At 60.3% G+C, this 19,750-nt stretch carries 19 protein-coding genes; 5 read left to right on the forward strand and 14 right to left on the reverse strand.

All coding sequences use genetic code 11. The features are described 5' to 3' along the window. Positions 1-352 precede the first annotated feature (352 nt). The 5 genes from J4G14_07555 to J4G14_07575 all read right to left on the reverse strand — a co-directional run bounded on the left by J4G14_07555 (position 353) and on the right by J4G14_07575 (position 5,239). Entirely contained in the window at positions 353-1,483 is a 1,131-nt protein-coding gene (locus tag J4G14_07555) for a DUF1501 domain-containing protein (protein ID MCE2457657.1), read from the reverse strand. 76 nt (positions 1,484-1,559) lie between these two features. Then, positions 1,560-2,570 carry an NHL repeat-containing protein gene (locus J4G14_07560; GenBank protein ID MCE2457658.1) on the reverse strand — a complete coding sequence of 337 codons (1,011 nt, stop codon included), beginning with the start codon at positions 2,568-2,570 and terminating at the stop codon, positions 1,560-1,562. Between the two features lie 67 nt (positions 2,571-2,637). Continuing rightward, entirely contained in the window at positions 2,638-2,934 is a 297-nt protein-coding gene (locus tag J4G14_07565) for a hypothetical protein (GenBank protein MCE2457659.1), read from the reverse strand. 1 nt (position 2,935) lies between these two features. Continuing rightward, complete coding sequence (locus tag J4G14_07570) at positions 2,936-4,063, reverse strand: DUF1800 domain-containing protein (GenBank protein MCE2457660.1); 1,128 nt, start codon at positions 4,061-4,063, stop codon at positions 2,936-2,938. A gap of 66 nt (positions 4,064-4,129) precedes the next feature. After that, a complete protein-coding gene (locus J4G14_07575; GenBank protein ID MCE2457661.1) occupies positions 4,130-5,239 on the reverse strand; it encodes a Gfo/Idh/MocA family oxidoreductase in 1,110 nt (369 codons plus the stop codon). A gap of 145 nt (positions 5,240-5,384) precedes the next feature. On the opposite strand from J4G14_07575, the gene J4G14_07580 reads away from it, so the two are divergent. The 4 genes from J4G14_07580 (at position 5,385) to J4G14_07595 (ending at position 8,574) form a co-directional block, all read left to right on the forward strand. Then, positions 5,385-5,801, forward strand: coding sequence for a hypothetical protein (locus tag J4G14_07580; GenBank protein MCE2457662.1), 417 nt, complete (start codon positions 5,385-5,387; stop codon positions 5,799-5,801). Between the two features lie 61 nt (positions 5,802-5,862). Next, complete coding sequence (locus J4G14_07585; protein MCE2457663.1) at positions 5,863-6,867, forward strand: ABC transporter ATP-binding protein; 1,005 nt, start codon at positions 5,863-5,865, stop codon at positions 6,865-6,867. Positions 6,868-6,874: 7 nt separating this feature from the next. Then, positions 6,875-7,696 (forward strand): ABC transporter permease, encoded by an 822-nt coding sequence (locus J4G14_07590; GenBank protein MCE2457664.1) that lies wholly within the window; start codon positions 6,875-6,877, stop codon positions 7,694-7,696. Beyond that, positions 7,696-8,574: an ABC transporter permease gene (locus tag J4G14_07595; GenBank protein MCE2457665.1), complete on the forward strand. Its 879-nt coding sequence runs from the start codon at positions 7,696-7,698 to the stop codon at positions 8,572-8,574. The genes J4G14_07590 and J4G14_07595 overlap by 1 nt, the downstream gene beginning before the upstream one ends. A 164-nt stretch (positions 8,575-8,738) precedes the next feature. On the opposite strand, the gene J4G14_07600 is transcribed toward J4G14_07595, so the two are convergent. From J4G14_07600 to J4G14_07615, 4 genes are all read right to left on the reverse strand, one after another. Further along, on the reverse strand, positions 8,739-9,512 hold the full coding sequence (locus J4G14_07600) for a Uma2 family endonuclease (protein MCE2457666.1): 774 nt from the start codon (positions 9,510-9,512) through the stop codon (positions 8,739-8,741). A gap of 48 nt (positions 9,513-9,560) precedes the next feature. Then, positions 9,561-10,565 (reverse strand): ADP-ribosylglycohydrolase family protein, encoded by a 1,005-nt coding sequence (locus J4G14_07605; protein MCE2457667.1) that lies wholly within the window; start codon positions 10,563-10,565, stop codon positions 9,561-9,563. 109 nt (positions 10,566-10,674) lie between these two features. After that, the gene (locus tag J4G14_07610) at positions 10,675-12,462 is read right to left on the reverse strand and encodes an SLC13 family permease (GenBank protein ID MCE2457668.1); all 1,788 of its coding nucleotides are present in this window, start codon (positions 12,460-12,462) and stop codon (positions 10,675-10,677) included. Between the two features lie 114 nt (positions 12,463-12,576). Next, positions 12,577-13,896: a cache domain-containing protein gene (locus J4G14_07615; GenBank protein ID MCE2457669.1), complete on the reverse strand. Its 1,320-nt coding sequence runs from the start codon at positions 13,894-13,896 to the stop codon at positions 12,577-12,579. Between the two features lie 657 nt (positions 13,897-14,553). On the opposite strand from J4G14_07615, the gene J4G14_07620 reads away from it, so the two are divergent. Beyond that, positions 14,554-14,697, forward strand: coding sequence for a hypothetical protein (locus J4G14_07620; GenBank protein MCE2457670.1), 144 nt, complete (start codon positions 14,554-14,556; stop codon positions 14,695-14,697). Positions 14,698-14,847: 150 nt separating this feature from the next. On the opposite strand, the gene J4G14_07625 is transcribed toward J4G14_07620, so the two are convergent. The 5 genes from J4G14_07625 to J4G14_07645 form a co-directional block, all read right to left on the reverse strand. Continuing rightward, entirely contained in the window at positions 14,848-16,191 is a 1,344-nt protein-coding gene (locus tag J4G14_07625; protein MCE2457671.1) for a 1-acyl-sn-glycerol-3-phosphate acyltransferase, read from the reverse strand. Positions 16,192-16,210: 19 nt separating this feature from the next. Continuing rightward, positions 16,211-16,996, reverse strand: coding sequence for an acyl--CoA ligase (locus J4G14_07630; protein MCE2457672.1), 786 nt, complete (start codon positions 16,994-16,996; stop codon positions 16,211-16,213). A 16-nt stretch (positions 16,997-17,012) separates the two neighbouring features. Further along, positions 17,013-17,726, reverse strand: coding sequence for an MBL fold metallo-hydrolase (locus J4G14_07635; GenBank protein ID MCE2457673.1), 714 nt, complete (start codon positions 17,724-17,726; stop codon positions 17,013-17,015). A gap of 4 nt (positions 17,727-17,730) precedes the next feature. Then, a complete protein-coding gene (locus J4G14_07640) occupies positions 17,731-18,408 on the reverse strand; it encodes a response regulator transcription factor (GenBank protein MCE2457674.1) in 678 nt (225 codons plus the stop codon). A gap of 91 nt (positions 18,409-18,499) precedes the next feature. After that, the gene (locus J4G14_07645) at positions 18,500-19,618 is read right to left on the reverse strand and encodes a hypothetical protein (protein ID MCE2457675.1); all 1,119 of its coding nucleotides are present in this window, start codon (positions 19,616-19,618) and stop codon (positions 18,500-18,502) included. Between the last annotated feature and the right edge of the window lie 132 nt (positions 19,619-19,750).

Below are 19,750 nucleotides of genomic sequence, written 5' to 3' on the forward strand. Positions count from 1 at the left end.
CGGATGGGACTGGATAGAGGAAGCGGTCCAGGGTCTACCTTCCCGTCATGCGGCATACTCAGACTGAAACGGTATAAGGTCAACATACTTTTGTCGTCGGCAACTATCAATTTACGTAAAGGACCTGTTTGCGGAGAAGGGATGTGCCGACGATACCGTTTGACGCGCTTTACAAAAGGAAACTGGGCTCCAACATAGCCACTTCGCCGAGCATAAAAAGATTTCGCGATGACTACACCTTGAAGCGGTAATAGCCAGTTTCTAGATGCTACCTCACCATCTGTTAATCCTAGTGAACACGGGAGTCCATAGGATTCTCGTACATCTGGGGTTGCATCACGGCGAACTGGTACTAGACTTTCAGCGCGCCGATCTTTTCGTATTCGCCTTTGACTATGGGGCGGGCTTCGACTTCTAGCCAGTCTTCGAGGATCTCGGTGTAGACGCTGCGGAAGTCGAGGTTGAAGGCCAGGTCGCCCTCCACGAGGGTCTCGGGGGCGAGCGACGGGTACTCGGAGTAGTTACCGCCGTTGACGCCGTCGCCGATCATGAAGGCGACGCCGCCTGAGCCGTGGTCGGTGCCGTTGCCGTTGTCCTTGACGCGGCGTCCGAACTCGGAGAAGACCAAGATCAGCACGTCCTCGCTGGCGTCGTGCTGCTTGAGGTCGGTGTAGAGGTCGTAGATGCCGCCTGCGACGTGGTCCCAGAGCGTGTTGAGCAGCGCGACCTCGTTGGTGTGGGTGTCGAAGCTGCCGTGCTGGGTGTAGCAGATGCGTGTGCCGATGTCGGCGGTCAGCACCTGTGCGGCGTCACGGGCACGTGCGGCGAACCCGTTGGAGGCGTACTCGACGTTGGACTCGTACTTCTCGGGCACGGAGCTGAGTATGTCGGAGCCGCGCAGCGCGTCGAGTCCGGTCTGGCTCAGGAAGTCCATGACGGGACCGCTGCCGATGGCGTGGGTGTACATGTGGCGGAAGGCGTCGAGCGCCTCTTCGCGCTGATCGTTGGCGTCCATGTGACTGAGAAGGCCATACGTGGAGAGGTCCGAGACCGAGGCGACGGGCGCGTTCTTGGCGACGAGCGCCCTGGGGAGGGCTGCGCCGAAATTGACTGCGGCCACTACGTTGTCGCCCTCAGGGTGCATGTCGCGGACCGCCTGTCCGAGCCAGCCTTCGTCGCCGACCTTGGTCGGCTCAGCAGTGTGCCAGATGTCCATCGAGCGGAAGTGGGAGCGGCTCGGCACCGGATAGCCCACACCGTGGATGATGGCGACCTTGCCGTCGTCGTACAGGTCCTTGATCGGGCCCATGGACGGGTTGAAGCCGTACTGGTCGTCCAGAGGAATGACGTCTTCCTGCTGAATGCGGACGTTGGGCCGGTTGTCCACGTACTCTGGGTTGGTGTACGGGACAATGCAGTTGAGATAGTCATTGCCGCCCGAGAGCTGGACTACGACGAGCTTTCGGTTCTTTCCTGCACCCATTTCTATTTGCTCCTTGTGTTCTCCACGCTGTCTTGTGCACGACCTTGGGGCGTACCTGTTCTATCTGCTCTGAGGATTAAGCTTTTTCGTAGACCTGGAAGCGGTGGCGGCCCGTCTCGAGTATGTACACGCGCTCCTGGTCGTCGAGTGCAACGCGGATCGGGTCCCAGAAGTAGGGCTCGATCCTTGCCGAGGTCTCGCCGGGGTCGTCAGTGTCAGATTCGAAGATCGGGACGAACTTTGATCTTGCCTCGAGTTCATCGGCGTTGGCTTCGAGGTACTCGACGGCCCACGCACCGAGAATGGCGTTGCCGCGGATCTTCTGAATGAAGCCGCCCTCGGGGTCGAGCACCTGGACACGCTGGTTCATCCAGTCGGCCACGTACATGTTGCCCTCGGAGTCGACTGCGAGTCCTGATGGGCGGTTGAACTGGCCATCGCCGTCGCCGGAGGTTCCGAACTTGGCGACGAACTCGCCGTCCGGCGTGAACTTCTGGATGCGGTCGTTGCGCCAGTCGGCTACATAGATGTGGCCGTCCGGGGCCTGAGTGATTCCCCATGGGAGATTGAACTGGCCGTCGCCATCACCGTGGCTGCCCCACTTGTCGAGGAACTGGCCGTCCTTTGTGAGCTTCTGGATGCGGTGGTTGCGGTGATCGACCAGCAGCATGTTGTCGTCCTGGTCGAAGAGCAGACCGGAGACGCCGTCGAACTCGCCGTCGGCAGTCCCCTTGGTGCCCCAGGTAGTCTGGACGTTGCCCTCGCGGTCGTAGACGGTAATTCGCTGCAGGAAGTCGTCTCCGAGGTAGAGATTTTCGTCTCTGTCCATCGCGAGCGCCGACGGCCAAATCATCTGGCCTGGCGCGCTGCCGTAGCCGCCGATCTGTCCGAAGAACTCGTGGTCGATGGTCGCCATCTGGATGCCGACGATGTCGAGGGCCGTCGTGTTGCTACGGCTGGCCACGAAGATGCGTCCGTCGGAGCGTATGACGAAGTCGGTCGGAAGGTGGAAGCCGCGTCCGCCCTGGTCGGCTACGAAGCCGACGGTGGTGACGGGCTTTAGCTGGAATTTCGTTTGTGTGGTCATGGGGTATTCACCCTCACCCCAGCCCTCTCCCATCAAGGGAGAGGGGGCTTGTAGATAGCATATTCGGCTAGGCCGTCTGGTACTCCTGTGTCGTCACGATTAGCTGGACCAGTGTGACGATGTGGCGGTCGGTGTCGGGGTTCGGGAACGACATGTCGCCCCACTTGGAGGCGTAGTCGATCAGGCCGGCCCTGGTAGTCTCGACCACGGGAAGCGGGCCGAGGATGTCGAGGCAGGCGTCTACGACCTGCTCTGGCGACATCGGCTGACCTCCGGAGCGCTCGGCAATCCGGTCGATCATGGCGCGGATGCCGGGCTTGTCGGGGTCGTTCAGCACGCGGCTGGCGAAGTTGACCCGCTGCACGTCACTCGCTGCCTCCCTGCCATCCCTCCACACTGGGGGGATTAAGCAGGCCCTGGCCCATCGCCGCGCACGCTCCGGCGGCGGCGTAGGTATCAGTCGACGGCAGGTCGATCGGGCCTGCGAGTCGCAGGGTGCCTACGACCATTTCGGCGGGGCTCTTGATCCGCGCGAACCTGGAGGCCTCGGACTTGAAGAAGTCAGAGTTGAACATGGCCCTCAGCATCGCGGAGATGTCGTACCCGGAGTCGAAGTAGGCCTGCGACATGATCTCGATGGCCTCTGGATCGATCGGGTCGAAGTGCGGCCACTGCGGCACGGGAAGCTCGTCAGCCACGAAGAAGTGGTACAGGTGACGGGCGATGAATCGCGCTGTTGCGGGCTGCTTGCAGATGATGTCCACGACGTCTTCGCCGTTGAAGTCGCCGGTCTCGCCGAGGAAGGTCTTGTCCTCGTGGTCGTGGTCTTCGTCGTCATACTCGAACTGCCAGGCGATGTAGCCGTACGGCCTGGCCGTGTTGTTCCTCATCTTGATCGACATATAGTCGGGGTTGACGACTCGCCAACCGGTGAATGCTCGTGAGCACTCCTTGATGTCTTCTTCAGTGTAGTTGCCGACGCCCATCGAGAAGAGTTCGAGAATCTCGCGGCCATAGTTCTCGTTGATCGAGTCCATGTGGTTGTCCTGGTTGTCCAGCCACATGAGCATTGCGGGGTCGCGAGATAGCTGGACGAGCAGATCACGGAAGCTGCCCATGCCGTACTCGCGGAACATGTCGACCTGGTTGGTAACCATCCGAGCCTGGATGAGCTTCGTGGCAGCCGTGGCGAAGATGCGGTGCCAGAACAGGCACATCTTCTCGTTCAGCACAGCGTCTGTATTTACCATCCTGAACACCCAGTGTGCACCGGCTGCCTGGCCGTTGCGCAGGTCGGACTGCTCGACGTGGTAGCGGCGGATGAGGTCGTGAGGGATGTCCACGGACGCCTTCTTGGCGAGAAGCTCCTCGACGGCGTCCTCGTAGCTCATGCTCATGTAGTGGTCCAACTCATCCGGCGTTGCGCCGAATCCCGCGCGCCTGAGCAGATGTGCCGTCAGGGCGACGTCTTGCTTCTCGTGAACGGTGGTCATTTTGGGCCTCTCCTTGGCGTATTGGAGTTCGGGTTGGAGTATATCAAACGACGGCAGCCCCCGTGTCTAGACACGGGGTAGGCTTTTAGCTTCAGCAAGCTCCCTCTGAAGGGCGTCGTAGCGCTCGCGGTCGACGGGAATACTCACGGGCTGTCCGGTGCATCCGGACAGGGTGATTGCGGCGACCAGCTCCTGCGAGTTGCGGCCGTCTTCTCCGGTTATCTTCGGGTCGCGGTCCTCGAGGATGGCTGCTGCGAAATCGCCGATTGCGGGAACGTGTGTGTTCGGCACCGGGTCGAGCTCGTAGGTCTCTGTCTGGTGTCCGGGAGCGTCGTAGGTGGGCGACATGTCGTTGTCTATGAACTCCTGGACCGGGGTGTCGAGACGGTGGAGGGTGATCTTCCAGTCGTCCATGACAATCGCGCCGGACTCTCCCCATAGCTCAAGACGCTGGTGGTTTGGAGCCTGCGTGGTGTTGCAGTGCATGCTGCCCTGGCCACCACCGTCGTAGGAGAGAATGGCTGTGGCGAAGTCCTCTACCTCGGCCGTGTGTCGAAGTGTCGAGATCATCCCGAACACGTTGCTGGGCATCCCGCCGAGCCACTGCATCATGTCTATCGCGTGGATGCCCTGGTTGATCAACGTACCACCGCCCTCGTCGGCCCACGTTCCTCGCCACGCGAGGCGGTCGTAGTAGTCCTGGGTGCGAAGCATCGCTGAGGTCATGACGACGCGGTAGATATCGCCGATAGCTCCCCCGTCGATCAGCTCGCGCATCTTGAGCGCCTCTGACCGGAATCGGTTGTTGTAGAGCACGCCGAGCTTGACTCCGGCCTCTCTGCACGCGCTTACCATGTCGTCCGCCTCGGACGGCGTCACGCTCATCGGCTTCTCGACGAGTATGTGCTTGCCGGCAGCGGCTGACTTCAGCGTGATGTCGCGGTGCGACGGGTGCGGAGTGGCAATGACGACGGCGTCGACTTCAGGATGGGCGAGCGTGTCTTCGAGGGTGGGGAAGTGCGCTACGCCTAGCTCGTCGGCCTGCTGGCAGAGGGGTGCCTGCGTTCGCGCCGTGATGCCGACGAGTCGGCAGTTGTCGAGCTGGTTGATTGCTGCGATGTGGACGCGACCGATCACTCCGGTCGATCCGATGACTGCGAGTCCGATGTTGCTCATGATTAGCTTGCTACCGAAAGGGGATTTGAACAGAATTCAGGATAGCACAGAGGCCATATCCGGCGACTAGCGGAAGCGTATACTGGTCGGTGCCTGAAGCTGCTCCAGGCTCTCGCTGCAGTTCGAGTCACAAGGAGACGTCGTCATGGAGACGATCAGAAAGCCCCTCTCCGTAGTCCTCGGCCTCATGGCCATCGTCGTGCTGTTCCACTTCGTGTTCAACCCGTTCTATGAAGACGCGGTGGACGCTATATCGGTGTGGCACGTGCTGAACTGGGTCATGGCTGTCGGAATACTGATCACGCTGGCGCTGACCTACGTGCGTCGGGGGAGACTGGGAGCGGATAGCGCCACCACGACGTACATCTGCGTCAACGTGGCGTTCTACGTCGCCGTGGTGCTGGCGATCCTGTTCTTCTGGAACTGGTTCGACGACCTGACAGCTGGCGAGGACGGACAGAGCCCGACTCGCGGGTACTACTGGGTGATCATCAACGTGACGTTCGTAGTGCTATTGGGCACGGTGAGTGCGCGGCTGTGGAAGAATGACCCACGTGCCTGAACTACGTCTGAACACTTCCTGGTTTGTCGTGCTTGGCAGAGCCAGGCTATGAGCATGTGAATTGATCGAGATACACGACCTGCGAAAGGTCTTTACCCAAAACGTTGGTAAGACCAGTATCTGGCGCAAGATGATTGGTCGACCAGAGACGACCGACCTTGTTGCTATCGATGGCCTGAGCCTGGACATTCGCGAGGGAGAGTTTTTTAGCCTGCTGGGTCCCAACGGAGCTGGGAAGACATCCACCGTCAAGATCCTGTGCACACTTCTGCTGCCAGACGGCGGTTCCTGCAGAGTTGGGGGGATGGACGTTGTGCGGAACGCCAGGGAGGTCAGGAGGCTGATCGGAGTGTCGATCCGGGGCGAGCGCAGCGTGTACTGGAGACTGACGGGTCGCCAGATGTACGGGATTCGAGGGAGCGCCGCCCGAACTCGTGTCGAAGAAGTCTCGCGGGTAGTTGGGCTCGCAGACCGCATCGACGACTACGTCGAGCGATACTCAATGGGAATGAAGCAGCGTCTGGCCATCGGGGCGTCACTGGTGCATCGTCCGACGATTCTCATGCTGGACGAGCCGACTATCGGTCTGGACCCACATGGAGCGCGGGCACTGAGGTCGCTGGTCAAGGAGCAATTGTGCGAGAGAGAGGGTGTCACGGTCCTCTATACAACCCACTACATGCAGGAAGCGGACGACATGTCCGACCGTGTGGCCATCATTCATCACGGCAAGAAGGTGGCGGAGGGTACGCCGTCTGAGATGCGCGCCAGGGCGGGCGACAACCGGGTAGTTGAGATGGAGGTTGGCGTCGACGGCGGGCGCGGAATCGCGGCGCTGAACGAGCACCCGATGGTTGAAAGGGTGCTGTCCGTTCGCGAAGAGGCCAACACGTCGTATGTCAGACTGCGAACGAAGGAGCCGCTGAGGTCGGTTGGACAATTGTCACTTGAGGAGCGATTGTCCGGCGTTGATGTCCGGTCAGTCAACCTCGTTCAGCCGACACTGGAAGACGCATTCATAGCGCTGACGGGGTCGTCCATATCCGACACTGGCGACGTGGAGTGATGTCCCCGTGTTGATGGAGGTCATAACGACCGCGAAGTATGGCCTGATCTCGGACAGGCGCTCATACGGCTGGATACTCACCACTACGATAGGACCGTTCTTCCTGATGGCTCCATTCGTGCTGATGGCTGAAAGCCTAGTCGGGCCGGGCGGGCGGTTCAACGAGCCGTTCTTCGAGGCGACTGGCTACTCCAACTACCTCGGGTGGCTGATCATCCCGCTCATAGCGTTGAACACCATGAACACGGTGTTCTCAAACGTATCGCAATCGCTACATGCCCAGAAGACATTCGGCACTCTCGAAAGGATTCTGGTATCGATGCAGTACCCGGCCTCGCTGCTAATCGGTCGCTGTATTTCCCACGGCACGTTTCTTCTATGGTTCGTCGGTGTACTCGCAGGGCTGTCGTTCCTGTTCCTCGGGCTCGAAGTGAACGTGGACGCGGCATCGGCCGCCGTGGTGATAGCCGCTCACCTGCTGGCCGTGTACGGGATGGCGTTCGCTTTTGCCAGTATGTTCCTGTGGATCGAGGACGCGTTCATCGTGCAGACAGCGCTGTCGAGGGTGTTGTTCGGCCTGTTCACCGGTGCGACCTTCCCGCTGTCGATCTATCCCGACTGGGTGGAGTGGCTGGCGCGTCTGATCCCGTTCACATGGGCATTTGACCTGGAGCGGCGGGCTTTTCTGCTGGCTGAGCCGTTACCCTCTATCGCTCCTGATCTGTCGATTTTGCTGGGGCTCACTTTGGTGTGGTGGATAATCGGCTACGGCTGCTTCAGGATCATGCTCAACTACTCCAAGCGAAAGGGAAGGCTGGGTATCTACTGATGATCGGCGACGACGGCCACCCTCAGAGCCGAGCGCGCGAGGTAGGATCTGCGATCTACACGATCGCGCGAAACGAGCTGCTGCTGCAGACCAGGTACCGGACGAAGTTCCTTCTGGACCTGTTCAGCCCGGTGCTCGCTCTCGCTCCGATCATGCTTACCGCGTACTTCCTGACATCCGGACGGGAGTCGGGCAACCTGGCGCAGTCGGTGGGACTGCCGGACCACTTCACGTTCATCATGCTGGGGTACATGGCGTTCGCAGCTCTGGGCGTGGGCAATCCGATCATGCACTACACAGGGTCAGCGTGGACGATGCGGATGCTTCAGGAGACGGGAGTGCTGGAGCGGAACCTGCTTGCCCCGATGCCCCGCGAGGCCCTGATACTCGGTACCGGCCTGTACTACGCCGTGTTATACCTGTTCCACGTCGCGTACGTTCTGGCGGCCAGTCTTATCTTTCTTGACCTGGACTTCGCACTGACGGCTTCAGGGATCGCGGTCGCCGGGGGGCTGCTGATCGCAATGTCGATGATGTCGATACTGCTGGGTTTTCTTATGGCGGCTGTTTCTCTCGTGATGCGTGACGGCTCGGTGGCGCTGCTGGTGATCCACAGACCGTTCCTTCTGCTGACGGGAGCGTACTTCCTGGTGGAGCTGCTGCCGCAGCCGTTCAGGTTCCTGGCGATGGTCAATCCGCTCGCGTACGCGATAGATGCATTCCGCGGGTCGCTTTCAAGTTCGACGCTGCTTCTGCCGCTGGCGGTGGAGTGTGTCATCGTCGTCGTGTCCACCGTACTGATTGGGATCGTAGGCATCTGGGTGTTCAGGCGGATACTAGACCGCCAACTCAGGACTGGGGAGCTGAGCATTTACTAGGTAGACGCCCTCAAGCAGGACGTGATGAGACACAACAGATTGCCGCATCGACGAACGGGGTCAGAGGTGCGAGAAAGTGGGCGAGCTTGTTGTGCACTGAATATGAGGCACGTTAGTACTCAACTAGAGCGGTGGCGGACATGCCGGACGCATGTTGCAGGCTATCAGGAGCCCCGCAGTCGTCTTAGCTCCTCTTCCAACTCGTGGACTCGTGCCTCGGCCTCTAAACGCCCGGCCCGCTCTTCATCTGCCCGGGCGCGCTCGTCGTCGAACGTTGGGATGTGAAGGCCAGTCTCCGGGTTGTACCATTCCAGCTGACCGTCGTGCCAGCGTATGTTAAGGTCCAGGACCTCGCTGTGGCCCTGATACGTGCCCTCAGACAGTTGATCTATCTGGATGGGCTCGTACACCCCGTTCACAAGCCGGTCCCCGGCCAGATGGACTCCGTGAAACTCTCCTGTCTCGTCGAAGCGCCAGTACTCGGGAATGCCCATAGCCGCGTACACGTCACGCTTCTCACCCGTACCCTCACTCCCAGTGGAGCGGGACGCTATCTCCAGCACGAAGTCCGGCGGCTTGCCCTGCTCTGAGATGACGTAAGCGTTTCTGCGATGGTAGGTGACGGGGTCCACGTCGAACGCGATGAGCAAGTCGAGACACTTCACCCCTGCCATGTTCCGTGTTGTCCTTAGACTGACGTAGCGCTCGCCGGCGACCAGCGTGGTTTCCGGGTTGCCGAGGTGGCGGATCAGGTGATGGACGCTGCCGGTTCGGGTGAGGTGTTCGAAGCTGGTCATGTCGTCGGGCTTTCGTTCCGGAGGGTCCGGGAAGCGGAATCCGCCGAGGACTTCTGTAGTCTTGGCTGTTGGGTAGGCGAGTATGCGCGGGTACCGGCGGGTTGTGGTGCCGATCGGTTCGATGTTGCTCTCAGGCCTCAATTATACCTCACGGTCACCTGAGCGGTCTGAGAGTTCGGGAGAGGACTTCTATCCCAGTGCTTCTACTGCGGCGGCTGTCTGTCGTGACTCCTCGATGCGCTGGAGTACCACCTGGGCGAGCTTCCGGGTGTCTTCTCGGTAGGTGACGGCGGGGTTTGCCTCGACCTTGGCGACCCATGCAGATGGCAGGCCGGACGCGCCGTGGAGCGCGCCGACTATGCTGCCGACCATCGTGGCTATGGTATCGGCGTCGCGTCCGAAGTTGGCGCTCCAGGTTATGGCGCGCACGGGGTCGCCCCCTGACATCGTCAGTATAGCAAGGGTCGCTGGGATGGTCTCCATCGAGTCTGCGAGCACGGTCCGCTGGTATGTGGCGTAGTACCGCTCTCTGAATGTTTCGTATGACGACGACTCTGCAGCCAGATCGAGCGCTTCGGCTATCGCCTGCTTTAGAGCGCCTGCGCTCACGGGCAGCAGGTAGCGAGTTGCGCCGTCGACCACAGACTCGATAGTCGCGTTGGCGTCGAATGAGGCAGCCACTGCGGCAGCCATCGAGCAGGCGGCGTCTCGGCAGTAGCCCGAGTTCCCGCCGTGGTGGATGAACGATGCCACGTCCAGCGTCTCCAGCACCGCCTGTCTGGGATTGCAGGCGTTGATGATGCCCATAGGGGAGATAGCCATGGCTGTTGAGGAGCTCTGCATGTTGCCCCAGCCAGCGTAGGCGGGGAGTTCGAGGCCCTGCTCGTACTTGTGGAAGGCGTTGCGCACGGGGATGAACCAGAGGTGCCGGTTCTGTTCCTTGAAGTCCTTGAACGACTGTGCGAAGTGGTCGACCGTAGGGTGGCCGTCGCTCTTGTATATGGCGTCAATGAGCTGACCGCGGATTGCGGTGTCGTCGGTGCCGACACCCTCGAAGTCGGTTACGCCATCGGGGCCATACTGCTCGATGATCTGCTCGTAGTGCATGCCCTCAGTGGGAGCGCCCATCGCGTCGCCAATGAGGCCTCCAAGAAGGCATCCGTAGATCTTGTCGGTAAGTTGGTCTGTGGGCATTTGTGAATCTCCGAGGACCGGCAACGTAATACGATCTGCCGAGAAGACTGTGCAGGTCGGATAGTGGAAGTGATTCTAGCAATCGGCGATTGGGATTGCATGTCCAGCTTTAAGCTGGCCCAAGCGGCCAGGCCCACATGATGAGGGGGATGGCTGTGGCGGTTATTACGATCACGAGGGGGAGACCCATTCTCCAGTAGTCTCCGAACTGATAGCCGCCGGGGCCCATGACGATTGTGTTGGACTGGTGGCCGATAGGGGACAGGAACGCGGATGACGCGCCTATCGCCACTGCCATCAGGAACGGGTCGGAGGAGGCTCCGAGGGTGTCCGCGACGCTAACCCCGATTGGCGCCATGAGGATCACGGCGGCGGCGTTGTTGATCACGGCGGACAGCAGCAGCGTGGTGATGAGTATGACGCCGATCATGGCCCACGGCGGGAGGAATCCTCCGAGGTCTGTGATGACTGTGGCTATCCTCGCTGCGCCTCCGGTGGTCTCCAGCGCCGCGCCTACAGGGATCATGGCGCCGAGCAGGATGATTACTGGCCAGTCTATGGCCTGGTATGCGTCCTGCAGGGAGAGGAAGCGGCTCATCAGTAAGACTGCCACGGCGGCCGTAAAGGAGATCTGTACGGGGAGTAGTTCGAGAGACGTCAGTAGGACTGCCGCAGCGAATACCAGCACTGGAAAGACGAGCCTGCGGGGCTGTCCGATTCGCAGCTCGCGTTCGGCGAGGGGGAGCAGTCCGAGCCTGGGCAGCGCGGCCTGTACCGCCTCGGTCTTCCCCTGGAGCAGCAGAACGTCTCCTGCACGGAACGTCATGTGGCCGAGTCTGCGAACGAGCCTGGTGCCTCGCCTGGACAGTCCCAGCAGGTTAACGCCGAACGCAGCGTGCAGGTGCAGGCCCCTGGCAGTTCTGCCCGCGGCCATGCTGTCCGGGCTGACGATGGCCTCCAGCGTGGATACGTCCTGTGAGCTGAGTGTCTGATCGATCTCCGACTCGATGTCCCTGGACCACTCGAGCTCGAAGCCTGTCCTGTCGATGAACGTCCAGATCTGGCCCGGATCGGCCTCGATGATGAAGATGTCGTTGGAGTCTATGATCTGATCGCTGGACGGTGCGCCGTAGACTACGCCTCGACGAAGCAGCCCCGCAATCACGACGTCTTCCTCGGCGAGCTCTTCGAGGTCGCCGAGGAGCATTCCAACGAATCGCGAGTCGGCGGGCACACGCACCTCGGTCATGTAGCCTTCGATGTCGAGAGTCTCACCCAGGGCAACTGGGGGGCGCCTTAGAGGGATCAGACGCCATCCTACCAGGGCAATGAACAGCACACCGGCTACGGTTACCCCGAGGCCGACTATCGTGAAGTCGAACATGTTGAATTGCATGCCGATTTCGTCATTGCGGAAGTTGGAGATGATGACGTTCGGCGGAGTCCCGATGAGGGTCGTCATGCCGCCCAGGAGGGATGCGAAGGCCAGCGGCATGAGAAACAGCGAGGCCGGATGTTTGCTCCTGCCGGACACCCTGACGGCCACAGGCATGAGGAGGCTGACGGCGCCGATGTTGTTCATGAACGCCGAGAGGAATGCCGACAGTCCTGACATCGCGCCTATCCGAAGACTCGCGTACTCGGGTATTCGCGAAAGCCATCCCGCAATCGAGTCAACGATGCCTGAGTTCTGCAGCGCTCGACTCAGTACCAGGACGGCGGCTACCGTAACGACCGCCGGATGGCCGAAGCCCTGGTAGGCCTCGGAGGGCGGCACGATTCCCACTATCGCCAGGATGAGCAGGGACAGCAGGGCGACGACGTCGTACCGCCACCTGGCCGTCACGAACAGGACGAGAGCGAGAATGAGGACTCCGAAGACAATAGCCTCATCCATCGGTCGAACGAGGGACCCCCTGTAAGAGTAGCGGACGGGTGAGTGCCACCCTGTCCGCCAGACTCAGTTTACAGGGGTGTGAGGGGCATGTGCGTACTCGCCGAGTTTTCCGGACTACCCCTCGTACCAGCCAGAGCCGAAGATCAGCCCGTCGTGGCGGACAGCCCAGGTGTGCTTCTGCTGCTCCGCACCCGTTTCCGGGTTGATGAGCACGTAATCCACCCATCGACCGGCTTCAGTGGCCCCTGTCAGTTCGTCGCCGTAGAAGTGACCAGTGGAATCGACGCGAAGAGCGGGGTCACGACCTATGAACATCGGATTGTGGTGGGAAATGGTGTAACCGTCACCGTCGATGACAAACACGTACCACTGTCCGTCTACGCTCTCAGGGTTGTTGTTGTAGTCGATGGTGCGGTCCAGTCCAACTGCGTTGTATAGGTTGATGGCCTGATGCACGAATGCCTTGGTGTAGGCGGGTGCATCGGACTTGGCTGGGCCGTCTTCGTACCAACCTGAACCGAAGACCAGGCCGTCGTATCGGACCATCCACGAGTGCTTGGTCTCGACTCCCCCTGTGGCAGGGTTGGGGAAGATGTATGAGAACCATTCACCGTCCTGGTCCGCGACTGCGGCAACGGCTGCACCTGATGGATAGGCGTTCGATCCCTTCACTTCTACGGCAGGGACTCCTACGAGTGAAGGATTGGCGGGGTGGGCGATCAGCGTGTCTTCTTCGTCGCCGATGAAGATGTACCACTGTCCGTCGATGCTCTCAGGCATGTTGTAGAAGGCGACGGTGTCGTCGAGTCCAACTGCATCGTAGAGTGCGATTGCCCGCCGTACGAAGGACTGCGTGTACGCTGGGGCATCGGACTTAGTAGGACCGTCCTCGTACCACCCAGTACCAAAGACCAGCCCATCGTAGCGGACCATCCATGAGTGCTTGGTCTCGACTCCGCCTGTGGCGGGGTTGCGGAAGGTGTAGGAGAACCATTCGCCGTCCTCGTCGGCGGAGGCCGCGACAGCTGAGCCTGCTGGATAAGCGTTGGGGCCCGTAGCGTACGAGAAGGGCTGTCCTACGAGGTCGGGATTGCCCGCATGGGCGAGCATCATGTCGTTCTCGTCGCCGATAAAGACGTACCACTGGCCATCGATGCTCTCTGGCGTGTTGTAGTAGGTGACGGTTGCATCGAGTCCGTCGGATTTATACCTGCTGATGGCCTCCTTGACCAGATATTGGGTGTAGGCGTCGGGAGTCGACTTCGGAGGAGCGACTGCCAGCTTGGTCTCTACCATCCCCTCGGACTTCATCATGGCAGCGGGGGCCGGTATGTCAGCAATTGCTGCCTGGACGATGCGCTCGACATCTTGGCTGCCGAGTCCGGGGGATGGCTGGGGGATGTCCGCAATGGAGTCCCGTACGATGCGCTCCACCTCGTCGCTCGTGACACCGATAGTAGACTCGGGGATGTCCCCGATAAAATCTCTTCGACCTCGGCGCTGGTTATTCCCAGAGGAGGCTCAGGAATATCAGCTATGGAGTCCTGCACGATTCGTTCTACTTCAGCGACAGATGCGCCGGGCTCGGGAGCTGCTGGCTGGCTGGCAAGCTCGGAACGCACTACGTCTTCCACATCTGCCCGGGACATCCCGGCCTCGGAGTCGCTGCACGCGACGATGAGAAATGCGAGGGCAGTGGTCAGAATTGCTACCGCCGCAATGTTGATGATTCGATTGGGCATTTGATTACTCGTCCTACCGGTATTATCTGAGAACATTATCAATTTCACTTCGATTTATGCATGTATCAATTGTGCTATAGCCCGTATCAGGCCAATTAATACGCTGTTTAACTCTAGCAAGCCGTTAATGTGCGTGTCACCCACAATTACTTGGAATTTATATAGCCAATGCTGGAATGTTATGGTACTGTGGATAGCCGAGGGGGAGTTGGAGCAGAATCCCTTGAGGAGAGACTGGACATACATACTAGGATGATGTAGTTTCTCATGTCGGGGCAAGTGGAATAGCTATCTGCGTTCCGATATTATTGTTGCTCGAAATCTATTGTTCTTCTCAGGAGGTAGCTGAATGACTGGATACTGCATGAAGTGCCGCGAGTCTCGTGAGATTGAAGAGGCTGAGCAGGTCACAATGAAGAATGGCCGACCGGCCACCCGTGGCAAGTGCGGCCTTTGCGGGACCACCATGTTCAAGATAGGTAAGGCCAGCTAACCTTACGTTCAAGTTTGGGGCAGGCGTTTCAGCAGGTGTGAATTCACTCTGAGCGCCTGTCCAGGGCCACTCAATACTGGGTGGCCAAAAATTCCACCAGAACTGCCCGCCAATTGGACGGGCAGTCTGCATTTCTCTACCCTTCGCTATCTAAAGCGACCTGACAGCAGCTTCGATTGTGCTGGTCGCCTCCTGGTAGTCGGTCCCGGGCGAGAACTTCAGTGGTTCACCGAACCGTATCTCTACTGACCCACGCTTGAAGATGGGGAACCTCGACGGCGAACCCAGACGGTCGATGTGCAGCTTCAGAGGCACTACTGGCAGCCGTCCTTCCACTGCGACCAGGCCGGTGCCGTTCATGAATGGCTTGATCGGGCCGCCGATGGTCAGTTGGCCCTCAGGGTAGATCAGCACAGACCAGCCGTTGTCGATGATCTTGCCCATGTTTTCGAGACTGGGCCTGACCGCTCCCTCCTGTGCGAGGGGAAACCTGTTTCCCATCAGCGGGTTAATTACCCATAAGACCGGGTTCTTCCATAGCCTGGCTGCGCCCGCGATTGCCAGTCTCCTTCTCCAGTGATTGGGGATGGCCTCGATTATCAGGGCGTTGTCCAGGCCGAGGCTGGGGTTGGATGCGAACAGCACCGGGCCATCCAGGTCTCGCAGTTTCTCGCGTCCCGTGACCCTCATGCCGTAGGGCAGCTTCAGGACTGGGAACATGAGACCCCGCTGGATGAAGCCGCGGACCATGCGGCACCACCATCTCATACCCCACTCCGGGAAGCTAGTGACTGGTGGGTTGCTTGCGCCCTCTTCCAGGATCGTTTGCAGCTGGCGGATTGTTGTCTCCGGCCCGATCTGACTTTCGTCGAGATACACGCCGAGGTCGGCTTCGATCACAGACAGCATCTCGACCCTGCCGAGCGAGTCGAGGTTGAGGTCGTCACCCAATGTCATGTCGGGTGTGATGTCCGCCGCGTTCACGATGGCGACCTCAGAGACTATGTCCACGAGTTCGCGGCTGCCGTCCCGTGGGGATGATGACGACGTCGATGGACTGGCGGACGCCTCTGCCTGCACGCCGTTCTCCAGCATCTCGGTCAGTTGCGGTTTCTTGATCTTGAGAATGTGGGTGCGTGGGAAGTCTTCTTCAGGCCAGACGGTGTAGCCCCTGACCCGCTGCTGCTCTGCGAGCTGGTCGTTGGCCCAAGAGACTATTGGTTCGGCATCGTCGGCGCCGTCCAGAATCAGGGCGGCGTGGACTTCCACCGATCCGCTGCGGGCGGACTGAAGTCCCACGACGGCGGAGTCCGTCACGTTTGGGTGCCTGTTGAGCACGGCCTGGATGTCGTCGGGATAGACGTTCTGCCCGCTGGGGAGGACAATCATGTCCTTCATCCTGCCGCGGATGTGCAGGAAGTCTTCATCGTCGAAGTAGCCCAGGTCTCCAGTCATATACCAGTCCCTGTCGGTCTGCCGCACCGTATCGTTCACGGGATTATCTCTTACCGTGTCAAGATACAAGTCCCTGCGGGACGAGAAGCATGGTCGTGATCTGACGCTCCCGCATGGTGCGGGCCAGCACGGTGGGCTGTCTGCTGGTTGGGTACGTGACGCTCGCGCCGAAGTGCAGCACGGTTAGAAGTCCGCCCATCTGCTCGTACATGTGACTGAGGGGCAGGATGGAGAGGAGCCTGCTGGACGTATCGCAGGTGATGTACTGGGTTATGCCCTCCAGGTTGGCAGTCAGGTTGCGGTGTGTGAGCATCACCCCCTTGGGGTCGCCGGTCGTACTCGATGTGAACATAATCTCAGCGAGGTCGTCCGGCTCGATCTCGACATTCTGCGGCTCGGGCAGGCCGTGGGTCTCGCTCTCCAGTTGCTCGAAAGTGATCTCTGGCAGGTCGAGGTCCACGCCGCCCTTTGGAGTGAATCGAGAGGTGAAGGCCAGCTTCGGAGTGATCCTGGAGATCACCCGCTCTACGTAGTCTGGCGCACTGCGGAGGTCGAGAGGAACTGCAACCACGCCAGCCCTCATGCAGCCGAAGTAGACGAGCACCCACTGCGGGCAGTTCGGTCCCCAGACGATGACCCGGTCGCCTCTGGACAGTCCCCTTCGCTGCAGGAGCGTAGCGACCTGTCCCGACTCGCGCCAGAGTCGTTCGTAGGACCAGCGCTGGTATCGGAAGCCGGGCTTGAACAGCAGGGCGTCGCTTGGGCCGTGGCTGTCGACGGCTCCCCTGAGGAAGTCGACTATGGTGCTGCCAGCAGATGCGCCGTTCTGACTCGTAACTGTCATCGATGTCTCCAGGTCATTAGAGGGTATACGTGCCGAGCATCTGCCTCAGCGCGGCGCGGGCCGCTCCGTGAAACGGTGGAAAGTGGCTGAAGCAGATCGTGTGAAAGTCCAGACTCACGAGCTTACGGAGCGACTCCATAGCCTGTTCCGGGTCCTGGGTCACTGCCGCCGCCGGAGGGGTGAGCTTACGTCCCAGCCTGTACTGGAGAGCGTCGCCCACTATCAGCAGCTTCTGGTTGGGCAGAAAGATAGTTATGCTGCCCGGTGTGTGGCCCGGTGTGTGGACGACCTGCACTGGAAAGTCGAAGGGAATGATGTCTCCGTCTTCCAGTTCGGTGTCGATCGGAGTCAGAGGGGCATTGACCTTCTCCATCAGGGGCGCGGCGATCCTCGCCATCAGCCTGCGCTGAAACGGGTTCGGCTGCTCCTCGGCGCCTTTCAGGAATCGTGAGTCCAGCCGGTGCGCCATCACGGGAATATCGCTCTCGTAGACCAGTTCGCGAACACCGCCTGCGTGGTCGGGGTGGTAGTGGGTGATGATCACGCCGGAGAGACTGTTGGAGGAGACTCCGAGCTCGTCCAGCCCGCTGTGAATCAGACCTGCGCTGCCCTTCATGCCCGCGTCGATCATGAGGACTCTGCCGTCCCCGATGAGAGCCGTAACCCTTGAGCCAAGCGCGCGGATCTGGAAGACGCCTTTGACGACGCGTATCGGATTGCCCAGCTTCATTTGCTCACGCGCCTCCAAGCCGGTAGTCGTCCAGCAGACCCATGCGGACCGCCCAGATTACGAGTTCCTGCTTGGTATCGATGCCGAGCTTGTCCTGTATGCCGTATATGGCGTTTCTGATCGTCAATGGCTGGTTGCTCCTAACGTCGGCTATCTCAGCGTAGGAGAGTCCCTGCGCGAACAGCGTGAGTATTTCCCGGTCGCGATCGGTGAGCCTTTCGAGTTCCCTGACCTTACTCTGCTCGGCGGCAGCCCTGATGCCAGCGAACACGCTCCTGATGACCGCCCCGGGAATCCGGTACTCTCCCTCTGCCACGTCTCTGACTGTGTTGAGCAGCTTGTCCTTGCCGGAGTACTTCTGAAGGTACCCGGTCGCGCCCGCGGCAACCGCCTCCATTACGGCATCGTCCTCCGCCGAAGCGGTGAGGATCAGCACTCTCGTATCGGGCAGCATCTCTGTGATCTCCCGGCAGGCGTCGATGCCGTTCTTGAGCGGCATCATCACGTCCATGATGACCACGTCGGGCCTTAGCTGCTGCGCGATCCTCACGGCTGCCGCACCGTCGCCGACCTGGCCGACCACGTCGAAGTCGCCCTCACGCTGGAGCACTTCCCGCAGGCCATCTCTCATTATCTCATGGTCGTCGACGAGAAGGACCCTTGTCTGCCTGGTTGTCGTCAAGTTACAGCCTCCTCGGTGTGTTGTAACTGATAGGGGATGTATTCTGTAGTATGGGGCATGCTTTTTACCCTCACCCTCAGGGAGAGCGGGCCTATGCGTCATAGGGAACGGTGCAGGTTACGGTTGCGCCGCGTCCGGGGCCTGTAGGGGCAGGTTTGAAACCTGCCCCTACATCTAGCCGTCCACCTATTCGTTCTGCGTCCGCCCTCATGTTCCTGAAGCCGTGACCGCGCTCGGCGTAGTCGTCTGGAAGGCCGACGCCGTCGTCCGACACGGACATGCTCAGGCTGTCGTCGCCGTAGTCCAAGGAAATGGTGACCTTGCGGGCCTGAGAGTGTCGGAACGCGTTGGTCATCGCGTTGTGGGCTATAGAGAAGAGCAGGCCCCGCGTCACTGTCGATAGAGGCGGCTCCTGTCCATTCTGCACGACGTCAGTGGGAATCGACGTGATGGTCGTGAAGGTCGAGGCGTGCGACCTCAGCACGCGGCTGAGTTCGCGGCCCTCGAATATCGGACCAGCATCAATGGGATGCCTGAGCTCCCACATGGTCGACTTCGACAGCGCGTGGGTTGCCCTGAGCTTGGAAGTAAGTTCGTCGTTCGACGAGTCTGCTAGCTCGATGGCTGTTTCGACCCCGATGCCGATCATGTACGCCGACTGCGCGATCGTATCGTGGATGGTCTGGGACAGCTCTATGCGTTCCCGCTGCAGCTCGCGCTCGCGCTCTACGGCCTCTCTCCTCCTGGTCCGCTCCAGTCTGAATATCAGGTTCACTGCCGCGACGACCGCGTACATCGTGACGATCCTGATGAACAGCACCTTCTCCTCCCCAACATCGATGTCGACGCCAGAGTTCAGGCTCAGCGCGGCGTACATGACGGCGGTGATGGTGACCCACGTGAAGCTAACTCTAAACGACGCGAACACCACGGCGAACGCTGCGAGCGCGGGATAGTAGAGCACGTAGAAGGCGTTGTCGAACCCGCCTGAGATGACCAGCCCGGCTGTGATCGTTGTGACGTCGAGCGCGCTGAGGGCGAACGCCCAGTGCCAGCTTACACTCCTGCCCGACCGGACTCGGTAGTGGATATAGCCGTTCAGCGCCATCAGCGACGCGGCCAGCAGCGTGTGCGGAATGTACGCCTCGTCGGAGTAGTCGGCGCGGTAGTTCATCTGCGCGAACCAGGCAATCCCGAGGAACCAGCGCACCCACACAGAGATGCGCAGGCTGTGTCGTAGATCGTCCGCGTCGATCCGGTGCAGCGCCCACCCGGACGCTTCGGTTGTGTTGACTGCCGTGTTCAGGCTTCCGACCTCACTTACGCCGTTCTGTAACTGAGT

It is taken from the genome of Dehalococcoidia bacterium (assembly GCA_021295915.1).
GTDB lineage: Bacteria > Chloroflexota > Dehalococcoidia > Lucifugimonadales > UBA1123 > VXRN01.